Genomic DNA, 25,613 nt, shown 5'->3' with positions numbered 1-25,613 from the left:
AAAGCATATGGAATCATTGAAAGGTAAGAACGCCCTGGTAACTGGTGCCGGAAAAGGCATCGGCCGGGCAATTGCGATAGCACTGGCTGCGGAAGGCGTAAACGTGGCGCTGATGGCCCGCACCACCGCACAACTAGAGCAAGTGGCCGAGGAGGTGAAGGCAAAGGGCGTAAAAGCTGCTGTTGTAACCGCTGATGTAACCGATATAAACGCGGTAAACAAAGCCGTAGAAGAGGCCCGTGCACAACTAGGCGCCATCGATATCCTGATTAACAACGCCGGTGTGGGCGCTTTTGGCAAGTTTCTGGAGCTGGAGCCGGAGAAATGGGAAAGAATCATTAAGGTAAACCTGCTGGGCCCATACTATGTTACGCGTGCCGTGCTGCCGGAGATGATCGAGCGCCAGACCGGCGACATCGTGAACATCTCCTCCACCGCCGGCCAGAAAGGCGCTCCCGTAACCAGCGCCTACAGCGCGTCCAAGTTCGGGCTCATCGGCATGTCGGAGTCGCTGATGCAGGAGGTGCGCAAGCACAACATCCGCGTGAGCACCCTTACCCCGAGCACCGTGGCCACCGACATGGCCATCGACCTGAAACTAACCGACGGCAACCCGGACCGTGTGATGCAGGCCGAGGACTTCGCCGAGCTTATCATCGCCCAGCTCAAGCTAAACCGCCGCGTGTTTGTGAAGGAGGCCGGCATCTGGTCGACTAACCCGTAAGCTTATCCTCTAAAGTTTAAAAGCAAAAGCCTGAAGTTTCCGCTTCAGGCTTTTGCTTTTAAAGTATAACTTATTTTTTCGGGTACCACTCTTTCAGGCGCACCTCGATGTTTTTGTCCTTGGCGTTTACCAGCTGCTTAAACTTCTCGACATCGCTAAAGCCATTTTCGCCCCGGAAGTGGTAGGGGTACACCATCTTCGGTTTGAATTCCAGCACGGCGTCGGCGGCCTGGTCCACATCCATGGTATAGGGCAAATTCATACATACAAAGGCCACGTCGATGTTCTGCAGGCGGCGCATTTCAGGGATGCCCTCCGTATCGCCTGAGATGTACACGCGCTTATCGCCCACTTGCAACACATAGCCGTTGCCCCTGCCCTTCGGGTGGCGCGCATCCGCCGTGTCAGGGAGGTTATACATGGGCATGGCCAAAATGCCAATGCCTTGCTGCGTGCTCTGCCCGCCATTGTCCAGCACCACCAACTGCTTTTTATACTTCTCCGGCATCTGCTCGGCCACCGCGCGCGGCACCACCATTCGTACTTTCTCCGTGTTCAGGGCAGCCAATGTGGTTGTATCCAAGTGGTCCGGGTGGATGTCGGTGATCAGGATCAGGTCTGGCTTGGGAAGGCCTTTAAAAAGTTCTGCCCCACCGTATGGGTCCACGTAAATCGTTTTGGCCTTATACGTCAGCGCCAGGGTGCCATGCGTAATGGGCTGAATCACCAGTGGGCCACCGTTGGTTTTAAGCGTATCCGGTTTGGCCAGCTGCTGCGCCTGTACCTGCGCAAGGACAAGCAAAAAGGCCAGGAAAAGTATGGTTTTTAGTTTCATAGTATAAATTTTATACTTTCTAACATACGCTTATCGCGATATGGAGTTAGAAAGTATAATCTCTCAACCAAAAACCATCACACGGCCACAGGCGCCTTGATACCCGGATGCGGGTTGTAGTTTACCAGCTCAAAGTCCTCATACGTAAAGTCGAAGATGTCTTTCACATCCGGGTTAAGCTTCATCTGGGGCAGCTCGCGCGGCTCACGGCTTAGTTGCAGCTGCGCCTGCTCCAGGTGGTTGAGGTAGAGGTGCGTGTCGCCGCCCGTCCAGATAAACTCGCCCGGCTCCAGACCGGTTACCTGCGCCATCATGAGCACCAGCAACGCATAGGAGGCGATGTTAAACGGCACGCCCAGGAAAACGTCGGCAGAGCGCTGGTAGAGCTGGCAGGAGAGCTTCCCTTCGGCCACGTAAAACTGGAAAAAGGCGTGGCAGGGCGGCAGCTTCATGTTTTCAATTTCGGCCACGTTCCAGGCGCTTACAATGATGCGGCGCGAGTCGGGGTTGTTTTTGAGTTGGTTGACTACCTGCGTAATCTGGTCGATGTGGCGGCCGTCGGGCGTGGGCCAGTTACGCCACTGCGAGCCGTATACCGGCCCCAGGTTGCCGTTCTCGTCGGCCCATTCATCCCAGATGCTCACCCCGTTCTCTTTAAGGTATTGGATGTTGGTGTCGCCTTTCAGAAACCAGAGCAGCTCGTGGATGATGGAGCGCAGGTGTACTTTTTTAGTCGTTACGAGCGGGAAGCCCTGCTGCAAATCGAAGCGCATCTGGTAGCCGAACACGCTCAGGGTGCCGGTGCCGGTACGGTCCTCTTTCTTCACCCCGTTGTCCAGGATGTGCTGCATCAGGTCTAAATATTGTTTCATGGTGCGAAAAGTCTTTTTGTGGAAGCTTAAATATAGCCATTAATTCCAAACAGCGATACGGCCATTTTCCAACAAAGTATAAACCCATTCTCCTATACTTCCGCAAGCCCCTGACCGCCATACTTTCTGCGCTTTACAAAAAAATTAATTAGGCCTAATCCAATAACCTTGACCATATTTGCGTGTAATTTGTGGGATAAGTATAGAAGTGAGAAGATGAAGAAGTTTTTTGCCGTTATCATGCTTTGCCTCCTGGTGGCGGGGGCGCAGGCGCAGACAGAAGTACAGCAGGAAGATAAATTGTCGCGGCTGATGAGCGAGCGGGAGCAGCTGATCTTGGAGTACCAGTACCTGCGGCAGCAGAACAGCAGTTTCTGGGGCACGCAATCTAAGAAGGACCTGCTCAACATCATCGAAACCCTCAAAAAAATCATCAACCTGGACTCTGAGCTGGTGGCAGCCGTTAAGGAGAGCAGCCTGCGCGAGTATGCTAAAACAGCCGTGCAGACCAAGCGCGAAGGCAAGCTCACCCTGGAAGACCAGCGCAATTTCGAAAAGCAGGTTAGCAGCCTGAAAAGCGAGGTGAAGACGCTGGAAAGCACACTCCGCAAGAAAGACAAAGAACTGGCCGATTTAAAGACGCAGGTGCAGGCCGGATACGACGTTAAGTATGGCAAAGACAAGGTAATCAGCGTGCTGGCCGTGGGTGCCTTTATCCTGCTCATGTATGCTGTGTTCCTGCATGTGCGCCTGAACAAGGCCAGCTCCAAAGCCCGCAAAAAGAAGAAAGTATAGTTTTATACTTTGCCCCGGCAAGTATGAATCTTATCCGGTGCGGTTTTTGTTATACTAACGCGACAGAGAAAGTATTAAAGCAGGCGGAAAGTATAAACCTGCAACCACTTATTTAAAAGTATAAAGGCTGGAGCTACACGACCAGCCTTTCTTATTGATATACATGAGCGAAATATTATTTGAACTCAAGCAGGTACAGGAACTGCTTAAAATAGAACAGGAAGAGGACCGCCAGCAGTATAAAATCAAAAGCCTGAAGAGCACCATTGCCGAGCGCAAGGAAATGGGCTTTTGCTGGTATCCGGTAACGATTGCAAAAGAAGAGCTTGGCTTTGGCAACAAGGTGGTCGTGGAGTTGGAGCGCACCAAGGACCGCGACCAGCTGCACCTGTTCCAGGTGGGTAAAACCGCCGCCCTTTTCAGCAACTCCGGTGAGCGCCAAAGTATAAACGGCGTGATTGTGGGTCTGAAGCGCAACAAAGTACAGCTGGCCACTAACAAGGAAGACCTGCCCGATTGGGTGGAGGACGGCCGCCTGGGCATCGACCTGACCTTCGATGAGATGAGCTACCGCGAGATGGAAATCGCCATGAAGAAGGTGATGGAGGCCTACAAAACCCGGCTCGCGGAGCTGCGCGACATCCTGCTGGGTGATGTGCCCGCCCGTTTCACGGAGGCCACCATGAAGGAAATTCCGGCCCTGAACCCCTCGCAAAATGAGGCGGTGCGCAAAATCGTGCAGGCAAAGGACGTGGCCATCATCCACGGACCTCCCGGCACGGGCAAAACCACCACGCTGGTACAGGCGATTCTTAAAACCCTGGAGACACAGAAGCGCCTGCTCGTAACGGCCCCTTCCAACACGGCTGTGGATTTGCTGACCGAAAAGCTGGCCAACGAAGGCGTCAATGTCATCCGTATCGGCAACCCATCTCGCGTGTCAGATGTGCTGCTGGAGCATACGCTGGACGCCCAGATAATGGAGCACCGCTCCTTCAAAAGCCTGAAAGACTATCGCAGGACAGCCGAAGAGTATAAGCGAATGGCCGGGCAGTTTAAACGCAAGTTCGGGCATGAAGAGCGGATGCAGCGCCAGTTCTTCCGGGCCGAAAGCAAGCGCCTGCTCGACGAGGCCGACCGTGTGGAGGAGTACATCACCGAAGACCTGCTCAACAACGTGCAGGTGATTACCTGTACGCTGGTGGGCGCGGCCAACAAAGCCATCCGTCACCTGGAGTACGACACCGTGTTTATAGACGAGGCGGCACAGGCCCTGGAGCCTGCCTGCTGGATTCCGATTTCCCGCGCCAAGCGTGTGGTGCTGGCCGGCGACCACTGCCAGCTCCCTCCTACTGTCAAGTCGTTTGAGGCCGAGCAGAAAGGCCTGGGCAAAACGCTTTTCGAGAAATGCATCGAGCGGCAGCAGGACGTGTCGGTGATGCTGAAAACGCAGTATCGCATGCACCACCACATCATGGAGTTCTCCAACCAGCAATTTTACAAAGGTGAGCTGATGGCCCACGAGAGCGTGCACAGCAGCGATTTGCACGAGTATAACGCTCACTTTGCGCCGGGCCTGGCGGTGGAGTTTGTGGATACCGCCGGATGCGGCTACAACGAGGTGGAGACGCCGGAGAGTACCAGCTCTGCCAATCCCGATGAGGCCAACCTGCTCCTTAACCACCTGGCGCACCTGCTCAAAGACTACAGCCATGCCGACGAGGAAGTGGAGCACCTGCGCATCGGCGTTATCGCCCCTTACCGCGCCCAGATTAATTACCTTGAGGACCGCGTGGAGCACATGCCGCATCTGCACGAGCTACGCCAGCGGCGCCATCTGTCGGTTGGCACGGTGGATAGTTTCCAGGGGCAGGAGCGCGACATCATCTACATCAGTATGACGCGAAGCAACGACCAGGGCGAAATAGGCTTCCTGGGAGACATCCGCCGCATGAATGTGGCCATGACACGGGCCAAGAAAAAAATGGTAATCGTAGGCGACAGCGCCACGCTGAGCCAGCACCCGTTTTATGCCGCTTTCCTCCAATACGTTGAAAGTATAAATGCCTACCGTAGTGCCTGGGAGCTGCAGGAACTGATGGCGTAAAACATTGTATATCGTTTAGAGGTATGCATATAAATCCATACCTTTCTGAAATCAGAACAAAGCAACACAAGATGAAAATTGAAAAAAACAGAGTAGTCACGCTCACCTATGAACTGCGCATCATGAACGAGCAGGGCGAACCTAGCCTGATTGAAACCGCCGACAACGAGCACCCGATGGTGTTTATTTTCGGCATGAGCGGTCTGCCGGAGCAGTTCGAGGAGAAGCTGGACGGTCTGTCTGCCGGTGATACTTTTGACTTTAAGCTGGACGCTGAGGAAGGTTACGGCAGCCAGGATGCTGAGGCTATCGTGGACCTGCCGAAGGCCGCTTTCGAGGTAGAAGGCGCCGTGCCAGAGGATATGCTGGAGATTGGCAACTACATCCCGATGACAGACGCAGAAGGCAACCAGCTGCAGGGCCGTGTGGTAGAGGTGACTGCCGATACTGTAAAGATGGACTTTAACCACCCGCTGGCTGGCAAAGAGCTATACTTCAAAGGCAAGGTGGAGAAAGTGCGTGAAGCCACGGCAGACGAACTAGCTCATGGCCACGTACACGGCGAAGGCGGTGTGCATCACTAAGAGGTATACATTCTAAAGTATAAACGGCGCGGTGGATTATTTCTGCCGCGCCGTTTTTATTGAGTTTCTATTAAGTATTGACTGCTTTCAGCGGGATTCTCTTGTAGATTCCTCATTCCCCTCTGAAGAGGCAGAACTGAACCTCCTACAGAATTGTCCCCTTGAGGGAACCATAGGGGTGTAAAGCTGTCTGATAGGTCATATATTAAACGCTAACACCCCTCTAGCTCCCCTCAAGGGGAGAGTCTGGATATCGCTATTTATAACTGTTTACCATTCACAAACAATAAGGTTTGAGCTTATTAAGCCTGCCAAAGAAGGAATAATTCTGTCAATTTGGAAAGAACGCTGCTACGCCCAATAACTTATACTTTTACCTCCACCCGTTTGCCCGTTCTGGCGGCCTCATAAATAGCCTCTAGAATCTTCACATCCCGTAAACCCATCTCGCCGGGCACGCGGGTTTCCTTGTTTTCTTTCACGCACCGGGCAAAATCGTCCATCTGCCGCGCCTGCTGGTTTACCTGGGGCAGGTCCATAGTTCCCTCACTCGTCTCTCCCTTTATGCCCGAATAACTGTAGGCCGGGTCCAGCTTCCACCAGCCTTTCTCCGCTTTTCCAGACAGTAAGCCTTCGTTATCGTTGTAGCTGCTGCGGCACTTGGCCACTGCGCCATTCGGAAACTCCATCTCCCAGCTGATGGACTGCTCCACCTCATCAAAGTAATCGGGCCTAGTTACCTGGCCAAACTTTGCGGTGATGGCTACCGGTGATTGTCCCAACGTATAAATTGCACCCTGCACACAGTAAATGCCCAGGTCCATCAGCGGCCCTCCCCCCGCCAGCTTTTTATCGAGCCGCCAGGCATTGGGATTGCCCGTAAACACAAAACTGTCGGCAGCTTCTACTTCCTTTACAGGCCCATACACCTGCTGCTGGCCCAGCTCCATCACCCGCTGGTTGTGCGGCTCAAAGTGCAGGCGATACCCAATCGATAGCTTCACGTTATGCTCCCGGCAGGCATCGAGCATACGCTGACAATCGGCTGCAGAGGTGGCCATGGGCTTCTCCGAAATGATATGCTTTTTGGCCTTGGCACCTCGTACCGTATACTCGGCGTGCATGCCGTTGGGCAGTACAATGTAGATGATGTCGATGTCCGGGTTGTCGGCTATCTGGTCGTAGGTGTCGTAGGTGTAGATATTCTTGTCGGGGATCTTATACTTGCGCTTCCACTCTTTGGCCTTGGAGGGGGTGCCTGTCACGATGCCGGCCAGGTAGCAGTGCTCGGTTTCCTGCAGGGCCGGTGCCAGCTGATGGGTCGCATATGAGCCCAAGCCTACTAAGGCAATGCCTAGCTTCTTATTTTGGGCGGTGCCTTGTGCGGATTGCTCCTGTTTCTCTTCTCCTTTGGGTTGGCAGCCGGAAGCGAAAGAGACAAGCGGCAGCCCCAGGCTTGTCACCCCGAGGGCCAGTGAAAAATCTTTCAGGAATTCTCTGCGGTTGTGGCGGAAGTAAAAGTCGGTTTGTTTCATAGGAATGGGGATAGGATTTTATACTTTACAAAGTATAAGTATAAGTCCCTAAAAGGTTTGCCCTCTTCCCACCACTCGTTACAGCTTCTCTTTTACCTCCCTTACATACCGTTCCAGATCCGGAAAGAAAACCTCGAAGTCCGCCAGGTATAGATCGTACTGTGCCTCCAGTTCCTGAGCAGCCGTCTCCATACCTGAGGCAAAGGAAGTGCGGCGGCTCATGCCCACCAGTGCCTGCCCAATCCCCTGCAGCTCGGCATACGATACCAGCCAGTTGTCGCGGCGCATGTAGGTAAACAGGTGCTGCACCCGCTGCGGTAGTAGCTCGTAATGCCTGCCAATTAAGGTATAGGAACGCTGCACAAACTCATGTAGTGGCTCGCGTGCATACTGCTCAAAGTTGCGGGCCAGAAAATGGTCGTAGTACATATCGGCCACCACCGGCGCAAACTTTCTATACTTTGGCCGGAGCCTGGCCTTGGTTTTGGCCACCACCGGGTGCGTGTCGGTGTAGGTATCAATGAGGCGGTGCAGGTAAATGCCTTTGGCCACCCCGGGCGCGTAGAGATCGGCCCTTTTGCCTTTCACGGCGTCCGCCATAAAATTGCCCAGCAGCAGCTCGTCGTCGGTGCCCGAAAGGTAGATATGTGCAAGGTAGTTCAAGGGTGTTGCAACTAAAGTTAAAAGTATAAACCTGCTACGGCTCCTAAGGTTTCAGCGGATCAGGCCCGGCAGCAAAGTATAAACCCTTGCTTGCGGTGCCCCGTACTCAACAGAAAAAGATAAAGCTATGAATAACGATCCAAATACGAAGGAAAACCTGGACAAACTAATATCGAGAATCAAGGATGTGAAAATTGCCATGATGACCACCGTGGACGATGACGGCACCCTGCGCAGCCGCCCCATGAAGACCCAGCAGTCAGAAACAGATGGCAACCTTTGGTTCTTTACCGGCTATGAATCCGGCAAATCGCACGAGATAGATCACGATGCCCATGTAAACCTGAGCTATGCCAACCCCGATGACAACCTCTACGTTTCGGTATCGGGCAGAGCGCAGGTGCTGCGCGACCAGCAAAAAATTGACCAGCTGTGGAGCCCCGACCTGAAAGCCTGGTTCCCGGACGGCAAAGAAGACAAAAACATTGGCCTTATCCGCGTGAAGATAGAGAAAGCCGAGTATTGGGACACGCCAAGCAATACCATGGTGACTCTGATAGGCATGGCCAAAGCCGCCATCACCGGCGAACCTGCCAAAGGCGGCGAAAACAAGAAAATAAATCTATAATTTGGATAAAGATTGCATCTCTCTGCAGCACCTGCCTTACCTTGGTAACGGCAGGTGTTTTTTTGGACCTAAGCCTCTCCCTAAAGTATAAACCCGGCATGCAAATGCAAACCTCCGCACCTCGACTCACCACCCTCACCCTTTTCGGCATCCAGAGCGGGCACATCCGCTGGGGACTGGCACAGATGGGCACCTCCGGCCCTAAGCTGCAACAGGTACAAGGGCTGCGGTTTTTCAAACTGCTGGGAAGCGGGCATGGCAAAGGCTTCAGCATGAAACCCAATTTCAGAAGGTATGGCCTGCTGTGCACCTGGGAAAACGAAGCAGCAGCCGACGCTTTCCTGCAGGAGTCACCCCTGATGCAGGAGTATAAAGCCCATGTTGATGAAGTATGGACCGTGAAGCTGCTGCCTTTCCAATCGCATGGGCAGTGGGACGGGCAGGAACCCTTCGCCCCTACGCTGGCAGAAAAGTATACGGGTAGGCCTATAGCCGTGCTCACGCGCGCAAGTATAAACTGGCGTGCCCTTCCCTCCTTCTGGCGCTTTGTACCCCAGGCAAGCCGTGCCCTGGATGCGGCAGACGGCCTGCTTTGCTCCATTGGACTTGGAGAACTGCCCCTGGTGAGGCAGGCGACTTTTAGCGTGTGGGAGTCGGAGGAGGCGATGAAGGCTTATGCGTACAAAAGCCCGATGCACCGGGAGGTGATGCGCCGCACCCGCGCTGAGAACTGGTACAGCGAAGAGCTTTTCGCCCGCTTCCAACCAATTGGCAGCGCAGGCACCTGGGGCGGCGCGGACCCGCTGCAGGCTACCTTAGCAAAACGCCCTTTCTAAAGCATCCCTGCCAAGCCGAAAAGTATAATACAGATGCTGCTGCCCATGTTTAGCAGGCGCACCAACCGCCGGTTTTTCAGGAAACGGCCCAGTGTGGCCCCGAAAAGGGCGAATGCGAACTGAACCAGAACACTTCCGGCAAAGACTGCCAAAGCAAGTATAAATATGTGACCGGCCCCGCTAACCGGAGAAATCAGCTGCCCCGAAAACCCGACAAAAGCGACAATGGTCAATGGGTTTACCACCGTCAGCAGGTACGTCGAGAGCAGGAACCCAACACCGTTTCGCTTCTTGCCTCCGGACTGCTCCAGTTGCGGATCTTTTGTTGCCTTTAGGCTGCCGCGTAACATCCAAAGCCCGAACACAACGAGCACGGCTGAGGTTATCAGCTCGAAGAGATGCGCGTTCAGGTTGAGATAGTTTACTATCACAGAGCCAATTGTAAAGGCAACAAGGCCATAGGTAAAATCGGCCAAGGCCGCGCCCAGGCCACTGGACAGCCCGCTCTTGAGCCCCAGGGTAAGGCCACGGTTAAGGATGAGAAGGGCGATAGGGCCAACTGCCACCGCCAAGGTCAACCCGAAAACAAATGCTTTAAACACCTCCATATGCTTAGTTTTTAATCAGGAGACGGTGGCAGGCCAAAAAAGACGTAGCAAAGAAAAATTTATTTATGGTTGTGCTTCTTGAGGTGCTCCATAATGTCCTCCAGCATGTCCAGCTGCAGCTGCTGTATCTCCACCAGGTGCTGGTTCTGGTGCATCAGCAGGTGGTCAAGCTTTTCGTGCAGCAGGCGTATTTCCAGCTCCGCCTTCAGATTGATTTTGTAGTCGTGCTCTGAGCGCAGGCGGTCTTTGGCTTCCTGCCTGTTCTGGCTCATCATGATAATGGGCGCCTGAATGGCCGCCAGGCACGACAAAATCAGGTTTAGAAGTATAAACGGATAAGGATCGAAGGGCCTGCTTACCAGCAGGTATACGTTCACGGCCATCCATAGCAGCAGGAACGAGAAAAATAGCAGGATAAACTTCCAGCTGCCCCCAAAGCTGGCGATCTTATCTGCCGCGCGGTCGCCCAGACCAATATGTTCCTCCAGCTCTTCCTCCACGTTGCTCGACAGAAGCTCCTGCTGGTTGATGCTTTTTACAACTTCTTCCTCCAGTTCCGTCAGCTCGCCCAATTCCTGCAGCAGCATTTGCTCCAGGTATAGTTTGCGGTACTTGGCTAAAACATGGGAGGCAACAGGCTTGGTCTCATCAAATTCCGGGTAATCGGCTATTATAAGTTTGAGCAGGCCCGGCCGGATGGCTTTGCCAGGAACCAGGAGGTGTAGCGGCAACCTCTTTTTGGTAATCTGGCAAATACCGAACGGATCGTGATGATGACGCATAAGCTGAAAGATAGAGCCTTAACGGTACTATATACCAACTTAGTCGCCTAAAGGGTTCTGATCCGGGGCAAGCTCCCGCAGCACCCGCTCCAGGTGGGCTTTCATACCATCGTAAGGACGGTAACCACGGTTAATGAGGTGGATGCTGGTGCCGTTGAGCAAGTATAAGCTCGGGAAGGCCGTTGCCTGCAAGTGCCGGGCGATGGTAAAATCCTGCTTCGTTTTCTCCTGCATCTCCTCGGAGTTAAACTTCTCCAGAAACTCCTCTTCTTCTAAACCGAGCGAGGTGGCGATGCTGGCCAGCACCTCCGGCCGGGTAACATCGTTGTTCTTGGCATAAAAAGCGCTTTGCACGGCCTCCGCCATCTTCAGCTCCTGCTCAGGCTTTAGATAGCGCACCGTCACCACGGCACGACAGGCAGGCTCTGTGTCATACACAAAGTCGTCACGGTCAAAGAAATCGTAATCGAAAGGCTGTTCCGTTATCTTCTCCACGTCCTGCCAGTGCTGTTTGATTCCCTCCTTCATCTGCTCTTCCAGGGGGTTTTCCGTGCCCGGCCGCAGCCCGCCCATCACGAGTTTAAACTGCATTTTGTCCTCGTTCTCAGCCACCAGTTGCTTGATAACCGGCGCGAACCCATAGCACCAGGAGCACATCGGGTCCATCACATAAATCAGGTGGATGACATCTAGGAGGTCGTGTTTCTTATTTTCCATGGCGCAAAGGTAGCTTTTTGCAGGATTTATACTTGGTTTTACGTTGGGAATGGCTGTAAAGTGGTTTGATGGTAGCTGTTTACCATGGTTTACTATAGCCCCTCTGTCGCGAATTTGCAACTCGTGCCTACCTATGATGTTGGGTTTGCAATCCAACTGGCTCGCAGAGCCATACCTTATACTTCGGCTATACTTTTATACTTTGCTGGCTTATACTTCTATAGCCAACGCTTCCCGCAACCGGAACCAAGCTATCCTTGCTAGCTGCCGTTCATCCTCCAGATTCACATAAGCTACTGTTGCATCTCCGGCATTGGAGCTCTCAAGCCCGAGAGGGCTCGCCTTCGGGCATCGCGCTGCTTTCGCTTCCTGCCCTCGTGCCTCGGGCTGCCTCGCTCACACTCGTCACCGGAACCTCTCGAGGCGCTCAACCCAAAGGCTGGAAATCATTCGATAGCCACAGCTTTTACTATGCAACAAGTATAGACTGTCCCCTTAAGGACAAGTGAGAACAGGAGTTCGAAACTTGCGAGCAAAGCTCAAGAGGGGTGTAATCGCCTACAGACAAGTCCCCCTTTGAAGGGGGCAGGGGGATGATAATCGCCTGCTGATAATTCCCCTCCAAGGAGGGGTCAGGGGTGGGTTTATACATTGCAGGGACAGGTCATCTGTTCTGAAAAGAAGTCTAGGTTGAAGTAAAGAATCGCTAGTACTCAAGCCCTACAAAATAGCCCCATAACTGCCAGCTTTCACATTTTAGCCCTGCAGCAATTTAACAATCCAACAATTAACAATTATCTTAGCAGCTAAACTAGGAACAAGCGAATACACGATAAACTATGTCAGAGTATAATTTCAATCAGATTGAGAAGAAATGGCAACGCTACTGGGAAGAAAACCAGACGTTTAAAGCCAAAGAAAGTGACGATAAGCCCAAGTACTATGCTCTGGACATGTTCCCGTATCCGTCCGGCGCCGGTTTGCATGTTGGTCACCCGCTCGGCTATATTGCCTCTGACATCGTGAGCCGCTACAAGCGCCTCAAAGGTTTCAACGTGCTGCACCCGATGGGCTTCGACTCCTTCGGTCTGCCTGCCGAGCAGTATGCCATCCAAACCGGGCAGCACCCGGCTATCACCACCGAGCAGAACATCGCCCGCTACGTGGAGCAACTCAAGAATATCGGCTTCTCGTTCGATTGGCAGCGTGAGGTGCGTACTTCAGACCCCAGCTACTACAAGTGGACGCAGTGGATCTTCATGCAGCTTTTCAACAGCTACTACAACTATAGCACCGACAAGGCTGAGCCGATCGATGCCTTGGTGCGTGTGTTTGAGCAAAGCGGAAACGAGAAAGTAAACGCCGCCTGCGACGAAGATACCCCGGCTTTCTCTTCTGAGGATTGGGCCAGGTTCAATGAGCAGCAGAAGTCCGAGATGCTTTTAAAGTATAGATTGACTTATGTAGCTGAAGCGGTAGTGAACTGGTGCCCTGCCTTGGGAACGGTGCTGGCCAACGACGAAGTGGTAGGCGGCGTGTCAGAGCGTGGCGGCTATCCCGTAGAGCGCAAGAAAATGCGCCAGTGGATGATGCGCATCACGGCTTACGCCGAGCGCCTGCTGCAAGGTCTGGAGGAAATTGACTGGCCGGAGCCCATTAAAGAAATGCAGCGCAACTGGATCGGGAAATCCGTAGGGGCTGAGCTGGATTTTGCAGTAGAAGGCATCGAAGAAAAGATCAAAGTATTCACCACCCGCATCGATACGATTTTCGGGGCGACTTTTGTGGTACTGGCACCGGAGCACGACCTGGTGGCCCAGATTACCACAGATGATCAGCGTGAGCAGGTGGAGAGCTATGTGAACGTGGCCAAGAATCGCTCGGAGCGTGAGCGCATGACCGACGTGAAAACTGTGAGCGGTGTGTTCACCGGTGCCTACGCCATCAATCCAATTTCCAACGAGCGCGTGCCGATTTGGACAGCAGACTATGTGCTGGCAGGGTATGGCACTGGCGCTGTGATGGCCGTTCCGGGCCACGATAGCCGCGACTATGCGTTTGCCAAACATTTCAACCTGCCTATTAGAGAAGTGGTAGCAGGCGGAAACCTGGAAGAAGAAGCCTATGCCGCCAAAGAAGGAATAATCATCAACTCCGGTTTCCTGAACGGGCTGGACGTGAAAGAAGCCATCAACGCAGGTATCGCCAAAGCTGAGGAACTGGGCGTGGGCAAAGGCCGCACGCAGTACCGCATGCGCGACGCCGTGTTCAGCCGCCAGCGCTATTGGGGCGAGCCGGTGCCGGTATACTTCAAAGACGGCGTGCCGCACCTGCTTAAAGAAGAGGACTTGCCGCTGGAGCTGCCTAAGATCGACGCTTACCTGCCAACCGAAACCGGTGAGCCGCCACTCGGCCGCGCGGTGGATTGGAAGTATAACGGACAGTACGAGTATGAGCTGAGCACCATGCCGGGTTGGGCGGGCAGCAGCTGGTACTGGTACCGCTACATGGATCCCCAAAACGACGCTGCCTTTGCAGCGAAAGATAAAGTGGAGTACTGGAGAAGTGTGGATCTATACATTGGCGGCTCGGAGCACGCCACCGGTCACCTGCTTTACTCGCGCTTCTGGAACAAGTTCATGTTCGATCTGGGCCTGGTAGTAGAGCAGGAACCGTTCAAAAAGCTCATCAACCAGGGGATGATCCAGGGCCGATCGAACTTTGTGTACCGCATCAAGGACTCGAACAAGTATGTCTCCTTTGGCTTGAAAGAGCAGTATGAGGTTACCCCGCTGCACGTGGACGTGAACATCGTGGAGAACGACGTGCTGGACCTGGAAGCCTTCAAGAAATGGCGACCAGAAAACGTCGATGCTGCGTTTATACTGGAGGACGACAAGTATATCTGCGGTGTGGAGATCGAGAAAATGTCGAAGTCGAAGTATAACGTGGTGAACCCGGACGACATCGTAGATCGCCAGGGGGCCGACACACTGCGCATGTACGAAATGTTCCTGGGCCCGCTGGAGCAGTTCAAGCCTTGGAACACCAACGGCATGGACGGCGTGCACAAGTTCCTGAAAAAGTACTGGAAGCTGTTCTTCGACAAGGAAGGCAACCTGCAGGTAACCGACGAGGAGCCAACGGCTGAGGAGCTGAAGTCGCTGCACAAGACAATCAAGAAAGTAGAGGAAGACATCGAGCGCTTCTCGTTTAACACCTCCGTATCTACCTTCATGATTTGCGTGAACGAGCTGAGCCAGCTCAAGTGCCACAAGCGCGCTATCCTGGAGCCACTCACGGTTATCCTCTCTCCTTACGCGCCGCACATTACTGAGGAGCTTTGGGAGCAGTTGGGCCATAAAGAAAGTATAAGCTACGCCCCTTTCCCGCAGTGGAAGGAAGAGTACCTGGTGGAGAACACCTTCGAGTACCCCGTGTCGGTGAATGGCAAGATGCGCGCCAAGCTTACCTTCGCTTTAGACACGCCACGTGAGGAAATAGAGAAGGCTGTATTGGCCGAAGAGCAGGTTACCAAGTTTTTTGATGGAAAAGCACCAAAGAAAATAATTATCGTGTCTAACAAAATCATTAACGTGGTAGTATAAAGAGTCCCCATTATACCAACTAACTTTTATCAAGAAGCCGCCCTAGCTGATGTAGCTAGGGCGGCTTCTTCATTTTCCACCGAAGCTGCTTATCAGCAAAAGCATCTAACAAAAAAAGAGTTGACGAAAGATGCCGTGGCCTCTCTGGTCAACTCTAGTTTGTTTTAAGGTGTAAGGTTAGTAATGTAGGGTGGTTATGCTGTTAAGGTTTCATAGGCAGCCAATCTCTCTTCAGCTGTCATAATAGAGTCGCGTACTTTCTGCAGCAGGTCCACCAGAACGCCGGCCTCCTGCTCGGTCAGACCTTGCAACAGGCCGTCCAGTTGGTATAAGTCAATGTCAATTGCATCCAGAATTTCCAGGCCTTTATCCGAGATCACAATGTTTACCAGGCGCTTGTCGGCCGGGTTTTGCGCTACTGTTACAAAGCCCTTGGCGTTCAGGCGGCTTACCAGGCGCGAAGCATCAGACATTTTGTCGAGCATCTTCTCGCGCAGGAAGGAAGTGGAGACAGGTGTGGGGTACTGCCCTCTCAGAATACGCAGGGCATTGTACTGCTGGCTTGTCAGCGAGAACTTTTTGAAGAAGTTCTCATACCCATTGTTTAAAAAGCCATACGTGTACAACAGGCTCATACTGGCTTTCTGCCAGTCATTCCGGAAAGTTGTAATGCTTAGTTGTTCGTTAAGGTTCATGGTTGTGTTAAGGTGAGTTTACCAATTATAAGAAAAAAAAAACAATTGATGAACTTTTAACACAATAAATTAACCACAACAACGTTATATAGCTAACATCGTATTGATAGCTAGGCAATTAATATTATAACATTGATGTGATTACACCAATGTTTTCCCTCCGATAATTCCGCTGCCTACCTCCTTCGCATCCTCCCCCCTCTTGCAGGCACGGCTTTTATACTCGTTTTATTCTTAGATGTGCTTGATGATGAAGTAAATGACACCTGCCAAAAACATCAGGATAGATATTTTATTGATGGTATGCATCGTGCGCAGGTTGAAGTTGGATTTGCGGTTGGGGTCCTTCTTTCGGAAAAAATAAGTAGCCACCTCCGTCAGGTCAAAAAGTCCCTTTTTCATAAAACATGGTGTTTGGTGTGTTGAGGAAGTATAAAGCGCTGCTTTTGCCATATACTCCCCCTAATTTCTTAGCGCTCAGATGTGCCGTTAAAGAGGATTTATACTTCCTCCTCCAGCTTAACAGGCTCTATCCAGCGGTTATCTTCACGAATCAGCTCAATCAGCTCATCTACGGCTCGCTCGGCTGGCACTGATTTTTTCACCACCGTTTGCCCGCGGTAGAGCGCAATCTTGTCTTTGCCCACGCCTACGTAACCATAGTCGGCGTCTGCCATCTCGCCCGGCCCGTTAACAATACAGCCCATGATGCCGATTTTCACGCCTTTCAGGTGATCGGTGCGTTTGCGAATCATGGCGGTAGTTTCCTGTAGGTCGAACAGGGTGCGGCCACAGCTTGGGCAGCTGATGTACTCCGTCTTACTCATACGGGTACGGGCCGCCTGCAAGATACCGAAGCTCAGCTTGTTCAGGGTATCGATGGTCTGCAGCTCGTCCTGCTTCTCCTGTACGGGCAGCAGCTCGGTGCTCAGCAGGATGCCGTCGCCCAATCCATCGATAAGCAAACCACCTACATCGGTGGCAGCGTACAGCTGCACCTGGTCTGGTGTCAGCTGGCCATACTCCCGCTTCACGATGCAGGGCGTTTGCACCCCGTTATTCATCAGGCGGATAAAGCACTTGCGCAACTCCGGCATGGCGTGCTCGTTCTGCGTGTGCAGCACCAGCACGGCGGTATTGTCTTTCTTCAGTGCATCCATCAGCCCCGGCGTCAAATCATGCACGGAGGCAAGTATAAAATTCAGCTTGCTGTGCCTACTAGCCTCGCTCAAGTATACTTCCGGGGTCAAGAGCGGATGCCGGTCCTCCTGGTGTTCTGCCTGCTGCCAGGCGGTGTAATTCACTATTTCCTTCAGGCCGTTGGGCAGCATAAAAGTGACAGGGTTGTCGCCGGTATAAATATAGTCGGCCCCCAGGTCGTTCATGTTGAACTTGTCGAGTAGCATGGAGTACAGGTGCCCGACGGCTTTTAGGTCGGCATACTTTACATCCGTTAGTCGGCTCAGGTCGGCTACCACGCGCGGCACGTTCAGCCCGCCCAGGTTCTCCACCTCCACCGTCTCGCGGCGGCGGTACTGGAACGGATCGATCAGGTTATGGCAGATAGGTTTGATGGGCTGTGCCTTTTCAGCACGGTGCGTATAGCGGTCTATCAGCGCCTGCGCTACCGGTGCCTCTGCCTCCGGCGCCTCCGTCAGCGACACGCGCACGGTATCGCCCAAACCGTCCTCCAGCAAAGTGCCGATACCAACCGCCGACTTGATGCGTCCGTCCTCTGCCTCTCCGGCCTCTGTCACGCCCAGGTGCAGCGGATAGGGCTGCAGCCCCTCCTCGTCCAGTTTCCGCACCAGCAAACGGTACGCCTGTACCATCACCTGCGTGTTGGAGGCTTTCATCGAAATCACAATATCGTAGAAACCCTCATCCTCGCAGATGCGGATAAACTCCAGCGCGCTCTCCACCATACCCAGCGGAGTGTCGCCATAGCGGCTCAGGATACGGTCTGACAGTGAGCCGTGGTTGGTGCCGATGCGCATGGCCGTGCCGTGCTCCTTGCAGATGCGCACCAGCGGCACAAAGCGCTCCCGGATCCGGTCCAGCTCGGCCTGGTACGAGGCATCGTCGTACTCAATTACCTGAAATTTCTTCTTATCAGCATAATTACCGGGGTTTACGCGCACCTTCTCTACAATTCGGGCGGCCACCTCGGCAGCGTTTGGCGTGAAATGGATGTCGGCTATAAGCGGCACGTTATAGCCACGTTTGCGGAGCTCCTCCTTGATGTTTTGCAGGTTTTCGGCCTCTTTTATACTTGGGGCCGTGATGCGGATATACTCACAGCCAGCCTCTATCATGCGGATGCACTGCTCCACAGAGCCCAGGGTGTCCATGGTGTCAACGGTGGTCATCGACTGCACCCGGATAGGGTAATCGCCCCCCACAGGTACTCCTCCAATATTCACAACGCGCGTTCTGCGGCGCTTATACGCTACCAGGCTAGGGCAGTAAGTTTTATCTGTGCGATCAAGTTGACACTCCATATGTCTCTAACTAATGTATCGTCTGCTTTGTTCAATCGGCAAAATACGGAATTTTCCGGGCATCCTCCTGCTAAAGGGAAGCTTTAAAGTATAGCTGAACCAGCAGAAGTATAGAATAACAGCCTCCTCCCCGATGCTGCCTGATTTACGTACAAAAAAGAAAACGTTAAAACCATGATTTACATGCACCAGTTCATCCCCCGAAACACATCCCATAGGCTGCAGCAGCTGCAGCACTGGGGCCGGCTGCGGCAAGAGCAGGTTGGCCAGGCCTACTACCTCACCAAAGACACCGTGCTTCAGTTTCTGCGCCGGCAGCTGGAGCGCGGCAACTGGCGTGAGGTGCAGGAGGTGCTTCGGGGCAAGCCCATGACACGAGCCGGACAATTCCTCTACCACGAGCTCCGTGACCGGGTAGTGGGGAAACTAATCATGCGGCTGGGTTTGCGCAAGATTATTGCGGTTGGCCTGGCCATGGTGCTGCTTCCGGTAATACTTGCGCAAGTGGCCGGCGAGCTGCTCAGGCGCATCAGAAAATAAAAAAGGCACCCGGTGCGGGTGCCTTTCTTCATTATAAAGTATAGACTTAGTGGCGGAACAGCAGCTCGCGGTATTTTACCAGCGGCCAATCGTTGTCGTCTACCATCAGCTCCAGCTTGTCTACAGCGTAGCGGATAGGCTCGAAGTAGCTTAGCACCTCTTCGTTGTACATGATCGCACGCTCACGGGCATCCTCAATCTTGTTGGCCACCTTACGGGCGTTCACCATGTCGCGCACGTTTTTCTGAATAGCTGTGATATAGCCGGACATTTTCTTGATTCCCTGGATGGTGCTTTCGGTGTACTCATCCTCCAGGCCAAGTTCCTTCAGGCCGCGCACGTTCTGGATCAGCTTGTTCTGGTAGGCAATGGCCGTTGGTACCACGTGGTTCATGGCCAGGTCACCCATAATGCGTGATTCGATCTGGATCTTCTTCACATATTCTTCCAGGAGAATTTCATGGCGTGCCTCCAGCTCCAGTTCGGTGTAAATACCGTGCTTGCTGAAAACCTCCTTCACTTCTTCCCTCTCAAATACATCCAGCGCTCGCGGGGTCGACTTGATGTTGGAAAGTCCGCGAAGGGCGGCTTCTTCTTCCCATTCTTTGGAGTAACCGTTGCCTTCAAAAATGATGTTTTGGGAAGCAGCCACGTACTCACGCAGTATCTGAATGATGGCCAGTTCTTTCTTCATGCCGCTTTCGATCAGCTCATCCACCGACTTGCGGAACTCCTGCAGCTGATCGGCCACGATGGTGTTCAGAGCCGTAACCGGTGAAGAGGAGTTGGCAGAAGAGCCTACGGCACGGAACTCAAACTTATTGCCTGTGAAGGCGAACGGAGAAGTACGGTTGCGGTCGGTGTTGTCGCGCAATACCTCCGGAATCCGGTCGATGCCCAGCTTCAGGTACATGTTGTCGCCTTTCTCAATTGGAATCTTTGACGTGCGCTCAAACTCGTCGAGTACCGCAGAAAGTTGCTGCCCGATGAAAACCGACATGATGGCCGGAGGCGCCTCGTTGGCACCCAAACGGTGGTCGTTGCTGGCTGAGGCAATGCTGGCGCGCAGCAGGTCGGCGTGCTTATGCACGGCCATGATGGTATTGATGAAGAAAGTCAGGAATTGCAGGTTTTCCTTCGGCTTCTTGCCCGGGCTCAGCAGATTGACACCAGTGTTGGTGCTCATTGCCCAGTTGTTGTGCTTGCCGCTGCCATTTACGCCTTTAAAAGGCTTCTCGTGCAACAACACCTTAAAGTTATGGCGCTCCGCCACACGACCCATAATATCCATCAGCAGCTGGTTGTGGTCAACGGCCAGGTTGGCATCTTCGAAGGTTGGGGCGCACTCATACTGGTTGGGGGCCACCTCGTTGTGGCGCGTTCTCAGCGGAATGCCCAGGCGCAGGGCCGAACGCTCGAAATCAACCATGAACGCGTGTACGCGGCTTGGGATGCTGCCGAAGTAATGATCCTCCAGCTGCTGGCCTTTTGCCGGCGCATGGCCAAAAATAGTGCGGCCTGTAATTACAAGGTCCGGGCGCGCCTCGTACAGCGCCTTGTCTACTAGGAAGTACTCCTGCTCTATACCCAGCGTAGTGTTTACCTTCACCACATCCTTGTCGAAGTACTGGCAAACCGGAACAGCCGAATCATTGAGCAGCTTCAGCGACTTAAGAAGCGGCGTTTTATAGTCAAGGGCCTCACCGGTGTAAGAAACGAAAATGGTCGGGATACAAAGGGTCTTGGATCCGGCGTTCTCAATCAGGAAGGCGGGGGAAGACGGGTCCCAGGCGCTGTACCCACGGGCCTCGAAGGTATTACGGATGCCGCCGCTTGGGAATGAAGAAGCGTCGGGCTCCTGTTGCACCAGTGCACTGCCTTTAAAGGTTTCAATGGCCTCACCATCGCCGGAAAGATCGAAAAAGGAGTCGTGCTTCTCGGCAGTGGCGCCATTTAGTGGCTGAAACCAGTGTGTGTAGTGGGTAGCTCCTTTACTGATGGCCCAGGTTTTCATGGCCGCAGCCACAGCATCGGCCAGTTCACGGTCTACCCGCTCTCCTGCCTCGATGGTGCGCTGCAGGCGCTTGTAGTTCTCCGAGGACATGGTAGAACGCAGGGCACCGTTGCCAAATACGTTTTCGCCGAAAAAGTCCGAGATGATGTGAGAAGGCAGTTTTACCTCTCCTGGTTTGTGCTGGTTAGCCTGCTCCAGCGCTTTGATACGGATGGTTGCCATGGGCGTGTGGGTTTGGGTTTTAAATCTGCTCCAAATTTAAGCACAAAATTCAAAACCAAATTATATACCCTCTATTTTTTTAGGGGGTACCTGCAATTTTTTTTGACTTAACCTCCAACACCCCCTTCTTTTACATACCCCCTTTATAACAAACACCTAACATTCACCTAATCCCCCTATTAAAAACCAACCCTCTATACTTTCGCATAAATAAGTGCATTCCGGAAACTCTTGTAGACTGCTGCAGAGTTATAGGCTATATTTGTGTCGTGAAACGCCGTATCTTCTACCAACCCTTATACTTTCTGTTCTGGATACTTTACTTTATAGTGGCCAGAGCCATCTTCCTGGTATACCACCTCGACCGCAGCGCCGACCTAAGCTCCTCGGAAGTGCTTTATACTTTTATGTACGGTCTGCGGATGGATGCCTCCTTTGCTGCTTATATAAGTATAGTGCCATTCCTGCTCCTGCTGCTTTCCAGCCTGTGGAAGCGCCTGCCGGTAGCAAAGATTATCCGCTACTACACCACTATATTACTGGTACTGCTGTCTACCCTGCTTACGGTGGATTTGGAGTTATACAACCACTGGGGGTTCCGGCTGGATGCCTCGCCGCTGCAGTACCTGAGCTCCCCGGCCGAAATGGCTGCCTCCGCTGCTGCCGCTCCCCTGTTTATACTTTTCATCGTGACTTTTGCCGTCGCTACAGTATTTATACTTTTCTTCCGCCGTTTCATCGACCTGGCAAAGTATAAACCAGATGCCAAGCCATGGGTGCTGGCCGGCTTTTCGCTGCTTTTCGCTGCCCTGCTGGTGCTCCCGCTGCGCGGCGGGTGGCAGCAGATCCCGATAAACCAGAGCGTGGTATACTTCTCGGAGAAGCCTTTTGCCAACCACGCCGGCATCAACATGCCCTGGAACCTGATGCACGCCCTGCTCAAGTATGAAAAGTCGGGCAGTAACCCCTATCAATATATGCCTGAGGAAGAGGCCGCGGAGCTGGTGCAGGCGCTGTATACTGCTGCCGCCACGGATTCGTCTGAAAACCTTTTGCGGGTACAGCAACCGAATGTACTTTTCATCATCCTGGAAAGCTATACCGCCAAGTTTGTAGGAAGCCTGGGCGGCGAGAAGGGCGTAACGCCAAACCTGGACAAGCTAGCTGCTGAGGGGATTAATTTTACCAACATCTACGCCTCCGGCGACCGCAGCGAAAAAGGGATGGTGGCCCTACTGAGCGGCTACCCGGTGCAGACGACCACTTCTATTATTAAGTATCCGCAGAAAACGGAAAAACTACCCCAGCTAAGCCAGGTTTTACAGGAGCAGGGCTACAGCACCAGCTACTATTATGGCGGTGAGTTGGAGTTTGCCAACATCAAGTCGTACTTGCGCAACGGCGGCTACAAAAGGCTGATCGACAAGTATGACTTTGACCCGAGCACCTATAACTCCAAGTGGGGCACCCACGACCATGTGCTGTTTGCGCGCGTGCAGCGGGATCTAAAGTCGGAAAAGCAGCCCTTTTTCTGCACTGTTTATACTTTGAGCAGCCACGAGCCCTTCGAGATTCCAATACCGGCCAAGTTTCCGGGCACGGACGAGGAGGCGCAGTTCCGCAACAGCGTATACTATACCGACTGGGCGCTGGGCAAGTTTATAGAAGAGGCCAAGCAGCAGGATTGGTGGCAAAACACGCTTGTGGTGCTGGCCGCCGACCATGGCCACCGCCTGCCGGGCAACGACCCAAATCACGTTCCTTCCAAGTTCAAGATTCCGTTTATACTTACGGGGGGCGCCTTGGCTAAGGGAGGCATCACCATCGACGCTATCGGCAGCCAGGCTGATATTGCCGCTACCTTACTGGCGCAGCTACAGTTGCCGCACCAGCAGTTTACCTGGAGCCGCAACCTGCTGTCGCCTACAGCCTCCCCTTTTGCCTTTTATGTCTTCAACGATGGCTTTGGCTACATCACCCCCAACGGCGTGCTCACCTACGACAACGTGGCCAAACAACCTATTATAAAGGAAGAAGGCGTAACAGAGGAACAATTAAAGCAAGGGCAGGCTTACATGCAGGCTTCGTTTGAGGATTTTGTTAGAAAGTAGTGTTGTTCAGGAGATCGGAATGCAGGTAAAGTGCTGATGGACTTGGCTGAAGTATAGCCCCAGCTATACTTCGTTTATACTTTGTAACAGCGCTCATTTCGATTCTCTGATCCGCACATCTAAAAATTTATTTCGTACCTTTGCCCCCTGATTATGAAGAAGAAAGTTGCCTTTTATACTTTAGGTTGTAAGCTTAACTACTCCGAAACCAGCACAATCGGGCGCATTTTCCAGGAGCGCGGGTTCGAGAAAGTGGAGTTTACCGATGCGCCGGATATTTACGTTATCAATACCTGCTCGGTAACCGATAACGCCGACAAGAAGTGCCGCAAGATTGTGAAGGAGGCGCAGAAGCACTCCACTAATGCCTTTATCGCCATCCTCGGATGCTACGCGCAGCTTAAGCCGAAGGAAATCTCTGAGATTCCGGGGGTGGATGCCGTGCTGGGTGCCGCCGAGAAATTTCAGCTGGTAGATATCCTGGAAACCTTCGAGAAGAAAGACAAGGCGGAAATTTTTGCTAGCCCGATATCGGAGGCTAACACTTTCCATAACTCCTACTCTTTCGGCGACCGCACCCGCACTTTTCTGAAAGTACAGGACGGATGCGACTACTCCTGCACCTTCTGCACCATTCCGCTGGCGCGTGGCAACAGCCGCTCCGATAGTATAGAAAACGTCGTGAGGTCGGCAAACGAGATTGCGGAGTCGGGAGTGAAGGAAATTGTGCTGACCGGCGTGAACACCGGCGACTTTGGCCTGCAGGACGGCAAACGCGTGGAGACGTTCTACGAGCTGATTCAGGAGCTGGACAAGGTGGAAGGCATTGAACGTTTCCGCATCTCCTCTATCGAGCCAAACCTGCTGAAAGACGAGGTGATTGAGTTTGTGGCCGGCAGCCGCCGCTTCATGCCGCACTTCCATATCCCGCTGCAGTCAGGCTCCAACAAAATCCTGAAGCTCATGCGCCGCCGCTACCTCCGCGAGCTGTATGCCGACCGTGTAGCTAAAATTAAATCGCTGATGCCTCATTGCTGCATTGGTGTGGACGTGATTGTGGGTTTTCCGGGCGAGACGGAGGAGGATTTCCTGGAGACCTATAACTTCATCAACGGCCTGGATGTGAGCTACCTGCACGTGTTCCCATACTCTGAGCGCGAGAACACCTTGGCCCCGGAAATGGAGGGCAAGGTAAGTATAAAAGACCGCAACCGCCGTGCCGACATGCTCCGCATACTTTCTGAGAAGAAAAAGCGCCACTTCTACGAGCAGAATATTGGCCGCGAGTTTACGGTGCTGTTTGAGGACGATGTGAAGGACGGGCAAATGGAAGGCTGGACGGAGAATTACGTGCGTGTGGTAGCCAAGTATGACCCTGTGCTGGTGAACGAAATGAAGCACGTGCGCCTGACCAACATTAACGCTCAGGGGCTGATGGAAGCTGAGGAAACTTACCAGGAGGTGCTCCGGCATTAGGTTTTTGCCTCAGAAATCATTTATATTTAGGCTGCGAAATATTCCAACTAAAAATTAAGCTAAAGCGTGAAACTTTTAAAAATGACATTAGGTCTGGCTGCTGCCTCTGCCATGATGGTAGCCTGCAACCAGAAGGACAGCACCCCAACTGCTGCATCACCTGCCACTGAGACAACCACAGCCGCCAACCCGGATATCGTTTACGTAAACTCTGATTCGCTGCTGGCTAACTACGAATACTTTAAGGATGTGCGTAGCCGCCTGCAGAAGAAGGCCGAGCAGAAGGAAAAAGACCTGCGCACCCAGGCCGAGTCCTTCCAAAAAGAAGTACAGCGCTTCCAGCAGAACGCCCCTACCATGACGCAGCAACAGGCTCAGGCCACCGAGCAGCGCCTGATGCAAAAGCAGCAGCAACTACAGGCACTACAGCAGAGCTCCGGCAACGAGCTGATGACAGAGGAGTCTGAGGAGATGAATAAAATTTACGACCGTGTAGAAGAGTATCTGAAGCAACTGAGTACCGAGCAAGGTTATAAAATGGTACTTACTTACCAGCGTGGCAACAGCGCCATCCTATACGGCGACTCTACCCTGGACGTAACCAAAGAAGTGGTGGATGCCCTGAATAAGACGTATGAGTCTGAGAAGGCCGAAGCCGACAAGAAGAAAGAAGCAGAAAAGAAGAAATAGCTTTCCTGAAGCAACTATGATAAAGCCTGTAGCTTAAATGCTGCAGGCTTTTTTGTTTCTGTTTATACAT

General features: G+C 52.9%; 22 protein-coding genes. 11 read left to right on the top strand and 11 right to left on the bottom strand.

Annotation, left to right across the window (positions count from 1 at the left end; all coding sequences use genetic code 11):
* The first annotated feature begins 7 nt into the window (after nucleotides 1-7).
* Entirely contained in the window at nucleotides 8-724 is a 717-nt protein-coding gene (locus BM040_RS00550; RefSeq protein WP_092097984.1) for a 3-ketoacyl-ACP reductase, read from the top strand.
* A 70-nt stretch (nucleotides 725-794) separates the two neighbouring features.
* Here the strand turns inward: BM040_RS00550 and BM040_RS00545 are convergent, their stop codons facing one another.
* Nucleotides 795-1,559 carry an MBL fold metallo-hydrolase gene (locus BM040_RS00545; RefSeq protein WP_092097983.1) on the bottom strand — a complete coding sequence of 255 codons (765 nt, stop codon included), beginning with the start codon at nucleotides 1,557-1,559 and terminating at the stop codon, nucleotides 795-797.
* 77 nt (nucleotides 1,560-1,636) lie between these two features.
* The gene (locus BM040_RS00540) at nucleotides 1,637-2,431 is read right to left on the bottom strand and encodes a thymidylate synthase (protein WP_092097981.1); all 795 of its coding nucleotides are present in this window, start codon (nucleotides 2,429-2,431) and stop codon (nucleotides 1,637-1,639) included.
* A gap of 216 nt (nucleotides 2,432-2,647) precedes the next feature.
* On the opposite strand from BM040_RS00540, the gene BM040_RS00535 reads away from it, so the two are divergent.
* From BM040_RS00535 to BM040_RS00525, 3 genes are all read left to right on the top strand, one after another.
* Nucleotides 2,648-3,226: a hypothetical protein gene (locus BM040_RS00535; RefSeq protein WP_092097980.1), complete on the top strand. Its 579-nt coding sequence runs from the start codon at nucleotides 2,648-2,650 to the stop codon at nucleotides 3,224-3,226.
* 163 nt (nucleotides 3,227-3,389) lie between these two features.
* Complete coding sequence (locus BM040_RS00530) at nucleotides 3,390-5,333, top strand: AAA domain-containing protein (RefSeq protein WP_092099416.1); 1,944 nt, start codon at nucleotides 3,390-3,392, stop codon at nucleotides 5,331-5,333.
* A 71-nt stretch (nucleotides 5,334-5,404) separates the two neighbouring features.
* Nucleotides 5,405-5,917 (top strand): FKBP-type peptidyl-prolyl cis-trans isomerase, encoded by a 513-nt coding sequence (locus tag BM040_RS00525; RefSeq protein WP_092097978.1) that lies wholly within the window; start codon nucleotides 5,405-5,407, stop codon nucleotides 5,915-5,917.
* A gap of 365 nt (nucleotides 5,918-6,282) precedes the next feature.
* Here the strand turns inward: BM040_RS00525 and BM040_RS00520 are convergent, their stop codons facing one another.
* Nucleotides 6,283-7,452 carry a Gfo/Idh/MocA family protein gene (locus BM040_RS00520; protein ID WP_092097977.1) on the bottom strand — a complete coding sequence of 390 codons (1,170 nt, stop codon included), beginning with the start codon at nucleotides 7,450-7,452 and terminating at the stop codon, nucleotides 6,283-6,285.
* Between the two features lie 78 nt (nucleotides 7,453-7,530).
* Nucleotides 7,531-8,115: an acyl carrier protein phosphodiesterase gene (locus BM040_RS00515; RefSeq protein WP_092097975.1), complete on the bottom strand. Its 585-nt coding sequence runs from the start codon at nucleotides 8,113-8,115 to the stop codon at nucleotides 7,531-7,533.
* Between the two features lie 127 nt (nucleotides 8,116-8,242).
* Between BM040_RS00515 and BM040_RS00510 the strand changes: the two genes are divergently transcribed.
* The gene (locus BM040_RS00510) at nucleotides 8,243-8,743 is read left to right on the top strand and encodes a pyridoxamine 5'-phosphate oxidase family protein (RefSeq protein ID WP_092097974.1); all 501 of its coding nucleotides are present in this window, start codon (nucleotides 8,243-8,245) and stop codon (nucleotides 8,741-8,743) included.
* Between the two features lie 98 nt (nucleotides 8,744-8,841).
* The gene (locus BM040_RS00505) at nucleotides 8,842-9,579 is read left to right on the top strand and encodes a DUF3291 domain-containing protein (protein WP_092097972.1); all 738 of its coding nucleotides are present in this window, start codon (nucleotides 8,842-8,844) and stop codon (nucleotides 9,577-9,579) included.
* Here the strand turns inward: BM040_RS00505 and BM040_RS00500 are convergent.
* The 3 genes from BM040_RS00500 to BM040_RS00490 are packed head-to-tail and all read right to left on the bottom strand — an operon-like array spanning nucleotide 9,576 to nucleotide 11,686.
* Nucleotides 9,576-10,187 carry a LysE family translocator gene (locus BM040_RS00500; protein WP_092097971.1) on the bottom strand — a complete coding sequence of 204 codons (612 nt, stop codon included), beginning with the start codon at nucleotides 10,185-10,187 and terminating at the stop codon, nucleotides 9,576-9,578. The genes BM040_RS00505 and BM040_RS00500 overlap by 4 nt on opposite strands.
* Before the next feature lie 59 nt (nucleotides 10,188-10,246).
* Nucleotides 10,247-10,969 carry a DUF1003 domain-containing protein gene (locus BM040_RS00495; RefSeq protein ID WP_092097969.1) on the bottom strand — a complete coding sequence of 241 codons (723 nt, stop codon included), beginning with the start codon at nucleotides 10,967-10,969 and terminating at the stop codon, nucleotides 10,247-10,249.
* Between the two features lie 39 nt (nucleotides 10,970-11,008).
* Entirely contained in the window at nucleotides 11,009-11,686 is a 678-nt protein-coding gene (locus BM040_RS00490; RefSeq protein ID WP_092097968.1) for a DsbA family protein, read from the bottom strand.
* Between the two features lie 839 nt (nucleotides 11,687-12,525).
* On the opposite strand from BM040_RS00490, the gene leuS reads away from it, so the two are divergent.
* Nucleotides 12,526-15,294: a leucine--tRNA ligase gene (leuS, locus tag BM040_RS00485; protein WP_092097966.1), complete on the top strand. Its 2,769-nt coding sequence runs from the start codon at nucleotides 12,526-12,528 to the stop codon at nucleotides 15,292-15,294.
* Nucleotides 15,295-15,488: 194 nt separating this feature from the next.
* Here leuS and BM040_RS00480 read toward each other — a convergent pair whose 3' ends face one another.
* The 3 genes from BM040_RS00480 to ispG all read right to left on the bottom strand — a co-directional run bounded on the left by BM040_RS00480 (nucleotide 15,489) and on the right by ispG (nucleotide 18,490).
* Nucleotides 15,489-15,989, bottom strand: a complete 501-nt coding sequence (locus BM040_RS00480; RefSeq protein ID WP_092097964.1) for a MarR family winged helix-turn-helix transcriptional regulator — start codon at nucleotides 15,987-15,989, stop codon at nucleotides 15,489-15,491.
* A 234-nt stretch (nucleotides 15,990-16,223) separates the two neighbouring features.
* A complete protein-coding gene (locus BM040_RS21625) occupies nucleotides 16,224-16,391 on the bottom strand; it encodes a DUF6728 family protein (RefSeq protein WP_175490936.1) in 168 nt (55 codons plus the stop codon).
* 98 nt (nucleotides 16,392-16,489) lie between these two features.
* Nucleotides 16,490-18,490: a (E)-4-hydroxy-3-methylbut-2-enyl-diphosphate synthase gene (gene ispG / locus BM040_RS00475; protein ID WP_092097962.1), complete on the bottom strand. Its 2,001-nt coding sequence runs from the start codon at nucleotides 18,488-18,490 to the stop codon at nucleotides 16,490-16,492.
* A gap of 174 nt (nucleotides 18,491-18,664) precedes the next feature.
* On the opposite strand from ispG, the gene BM040_RS00470 reads away from it, so the two are divergent.
* Nucleotides 18,665-19,030, top strand: a complete 366-nt coding sequence (locus BM040_RS00470; protein WP_092097960.1) for a hypothetical protein — start codon at nucleotides 18,665-18,667, stop codon at nucleotides 19,028-19,030.
* Nucleotides 19,031-19,076: 46 nt separating this feature from the next.
* Here the strand turns inward: BM040_RS00470 and BM040_RS00465 are convergent, their stop codons facing one another.
* Nucleotides 19,077-21,266, bottom strand: coding sequence for a glutamine synthetase III family protein (locus BM040_RS00465; protein WP_092097958.1), 2,190 nt, complete (start codon nucleotides 21,264-21,266; stop codon nucleotides 19,077-19,079).
* A 269-nt stretch (nucleotides 21,267-21,535) separates the two neighbouring features.
* On the opposite strand from BM040_RS00465, the gene BM040_RS00460 reads away from it, so the two are divergent.
* The 3 genes from BM040_RS00460 to BM040_RS00450 all read left to right on the top strand — a co-directional run bounded on the left by BM040_RS00460 (nucleotide 21,536) and on the right by BM040_RS00450 (nucleotide 25,543).
* Nucleotides 21,536-23,377 carry an LTA synthase family protein gene (locus BM040_RS00460; protein ID WP_092097956.1) on the top strand — a complete coding sequence of 614 codons (1,842 nt, stop codon included), beginning with the start codon at nucleotides 21,536-21,538 and terminating at the stop codon, nucleotides 23,375-23,377.
* A 153-nt stretch (nucleotides 23,378-23,530) separates the two neighbouring features.
* Nucleotides 23,531-24,853, top strand: coding sequence for a tRNA (N(6)-L-threonylcarbamoyladenosine(37)-C(2))-methylthiotransferase MtaB (gene mtaB, locus BM040_RS00455; RefSeq protein ID WP_092097953.1), 1,323 nt, complete (start codon nucleotides 23,531-23,533; stop codon nucleotides 24,851-24,853).
* 81 nt (nucleotides 24,854-24,934) lie between these two features.
* On the top strand, nucleotides 24,935-25,543 hold the full coding sequence (locus BM040_RS00450) for an OmpH/Skp family outer membrane protein (protein ID WP_092097951.1): 609 nt from the start codon (nucleotides 24,935-24,937) through the stop codon (nucleotides 25,541-25,543).
* Nucleotides 25,544-25,613: the final 70 nt, after the last annotated feature.

The organism is Pontibacter chinhatensis, assembly GCF_900113285.1.
In the GTDB taxonomy this organism is placed as follows: domain Bacteria; phylum Bacteroidota; class Bacteroidia; order Cytophagales; family Hymenobacteraceae; genus Pontibacter; species Pontibacter chinhatensis.
The sequence above is the reverse complement of the archived record's forward strand: the minus strand, read 5'-3'. Positions and strand labels throughout refer to the sequence as shown.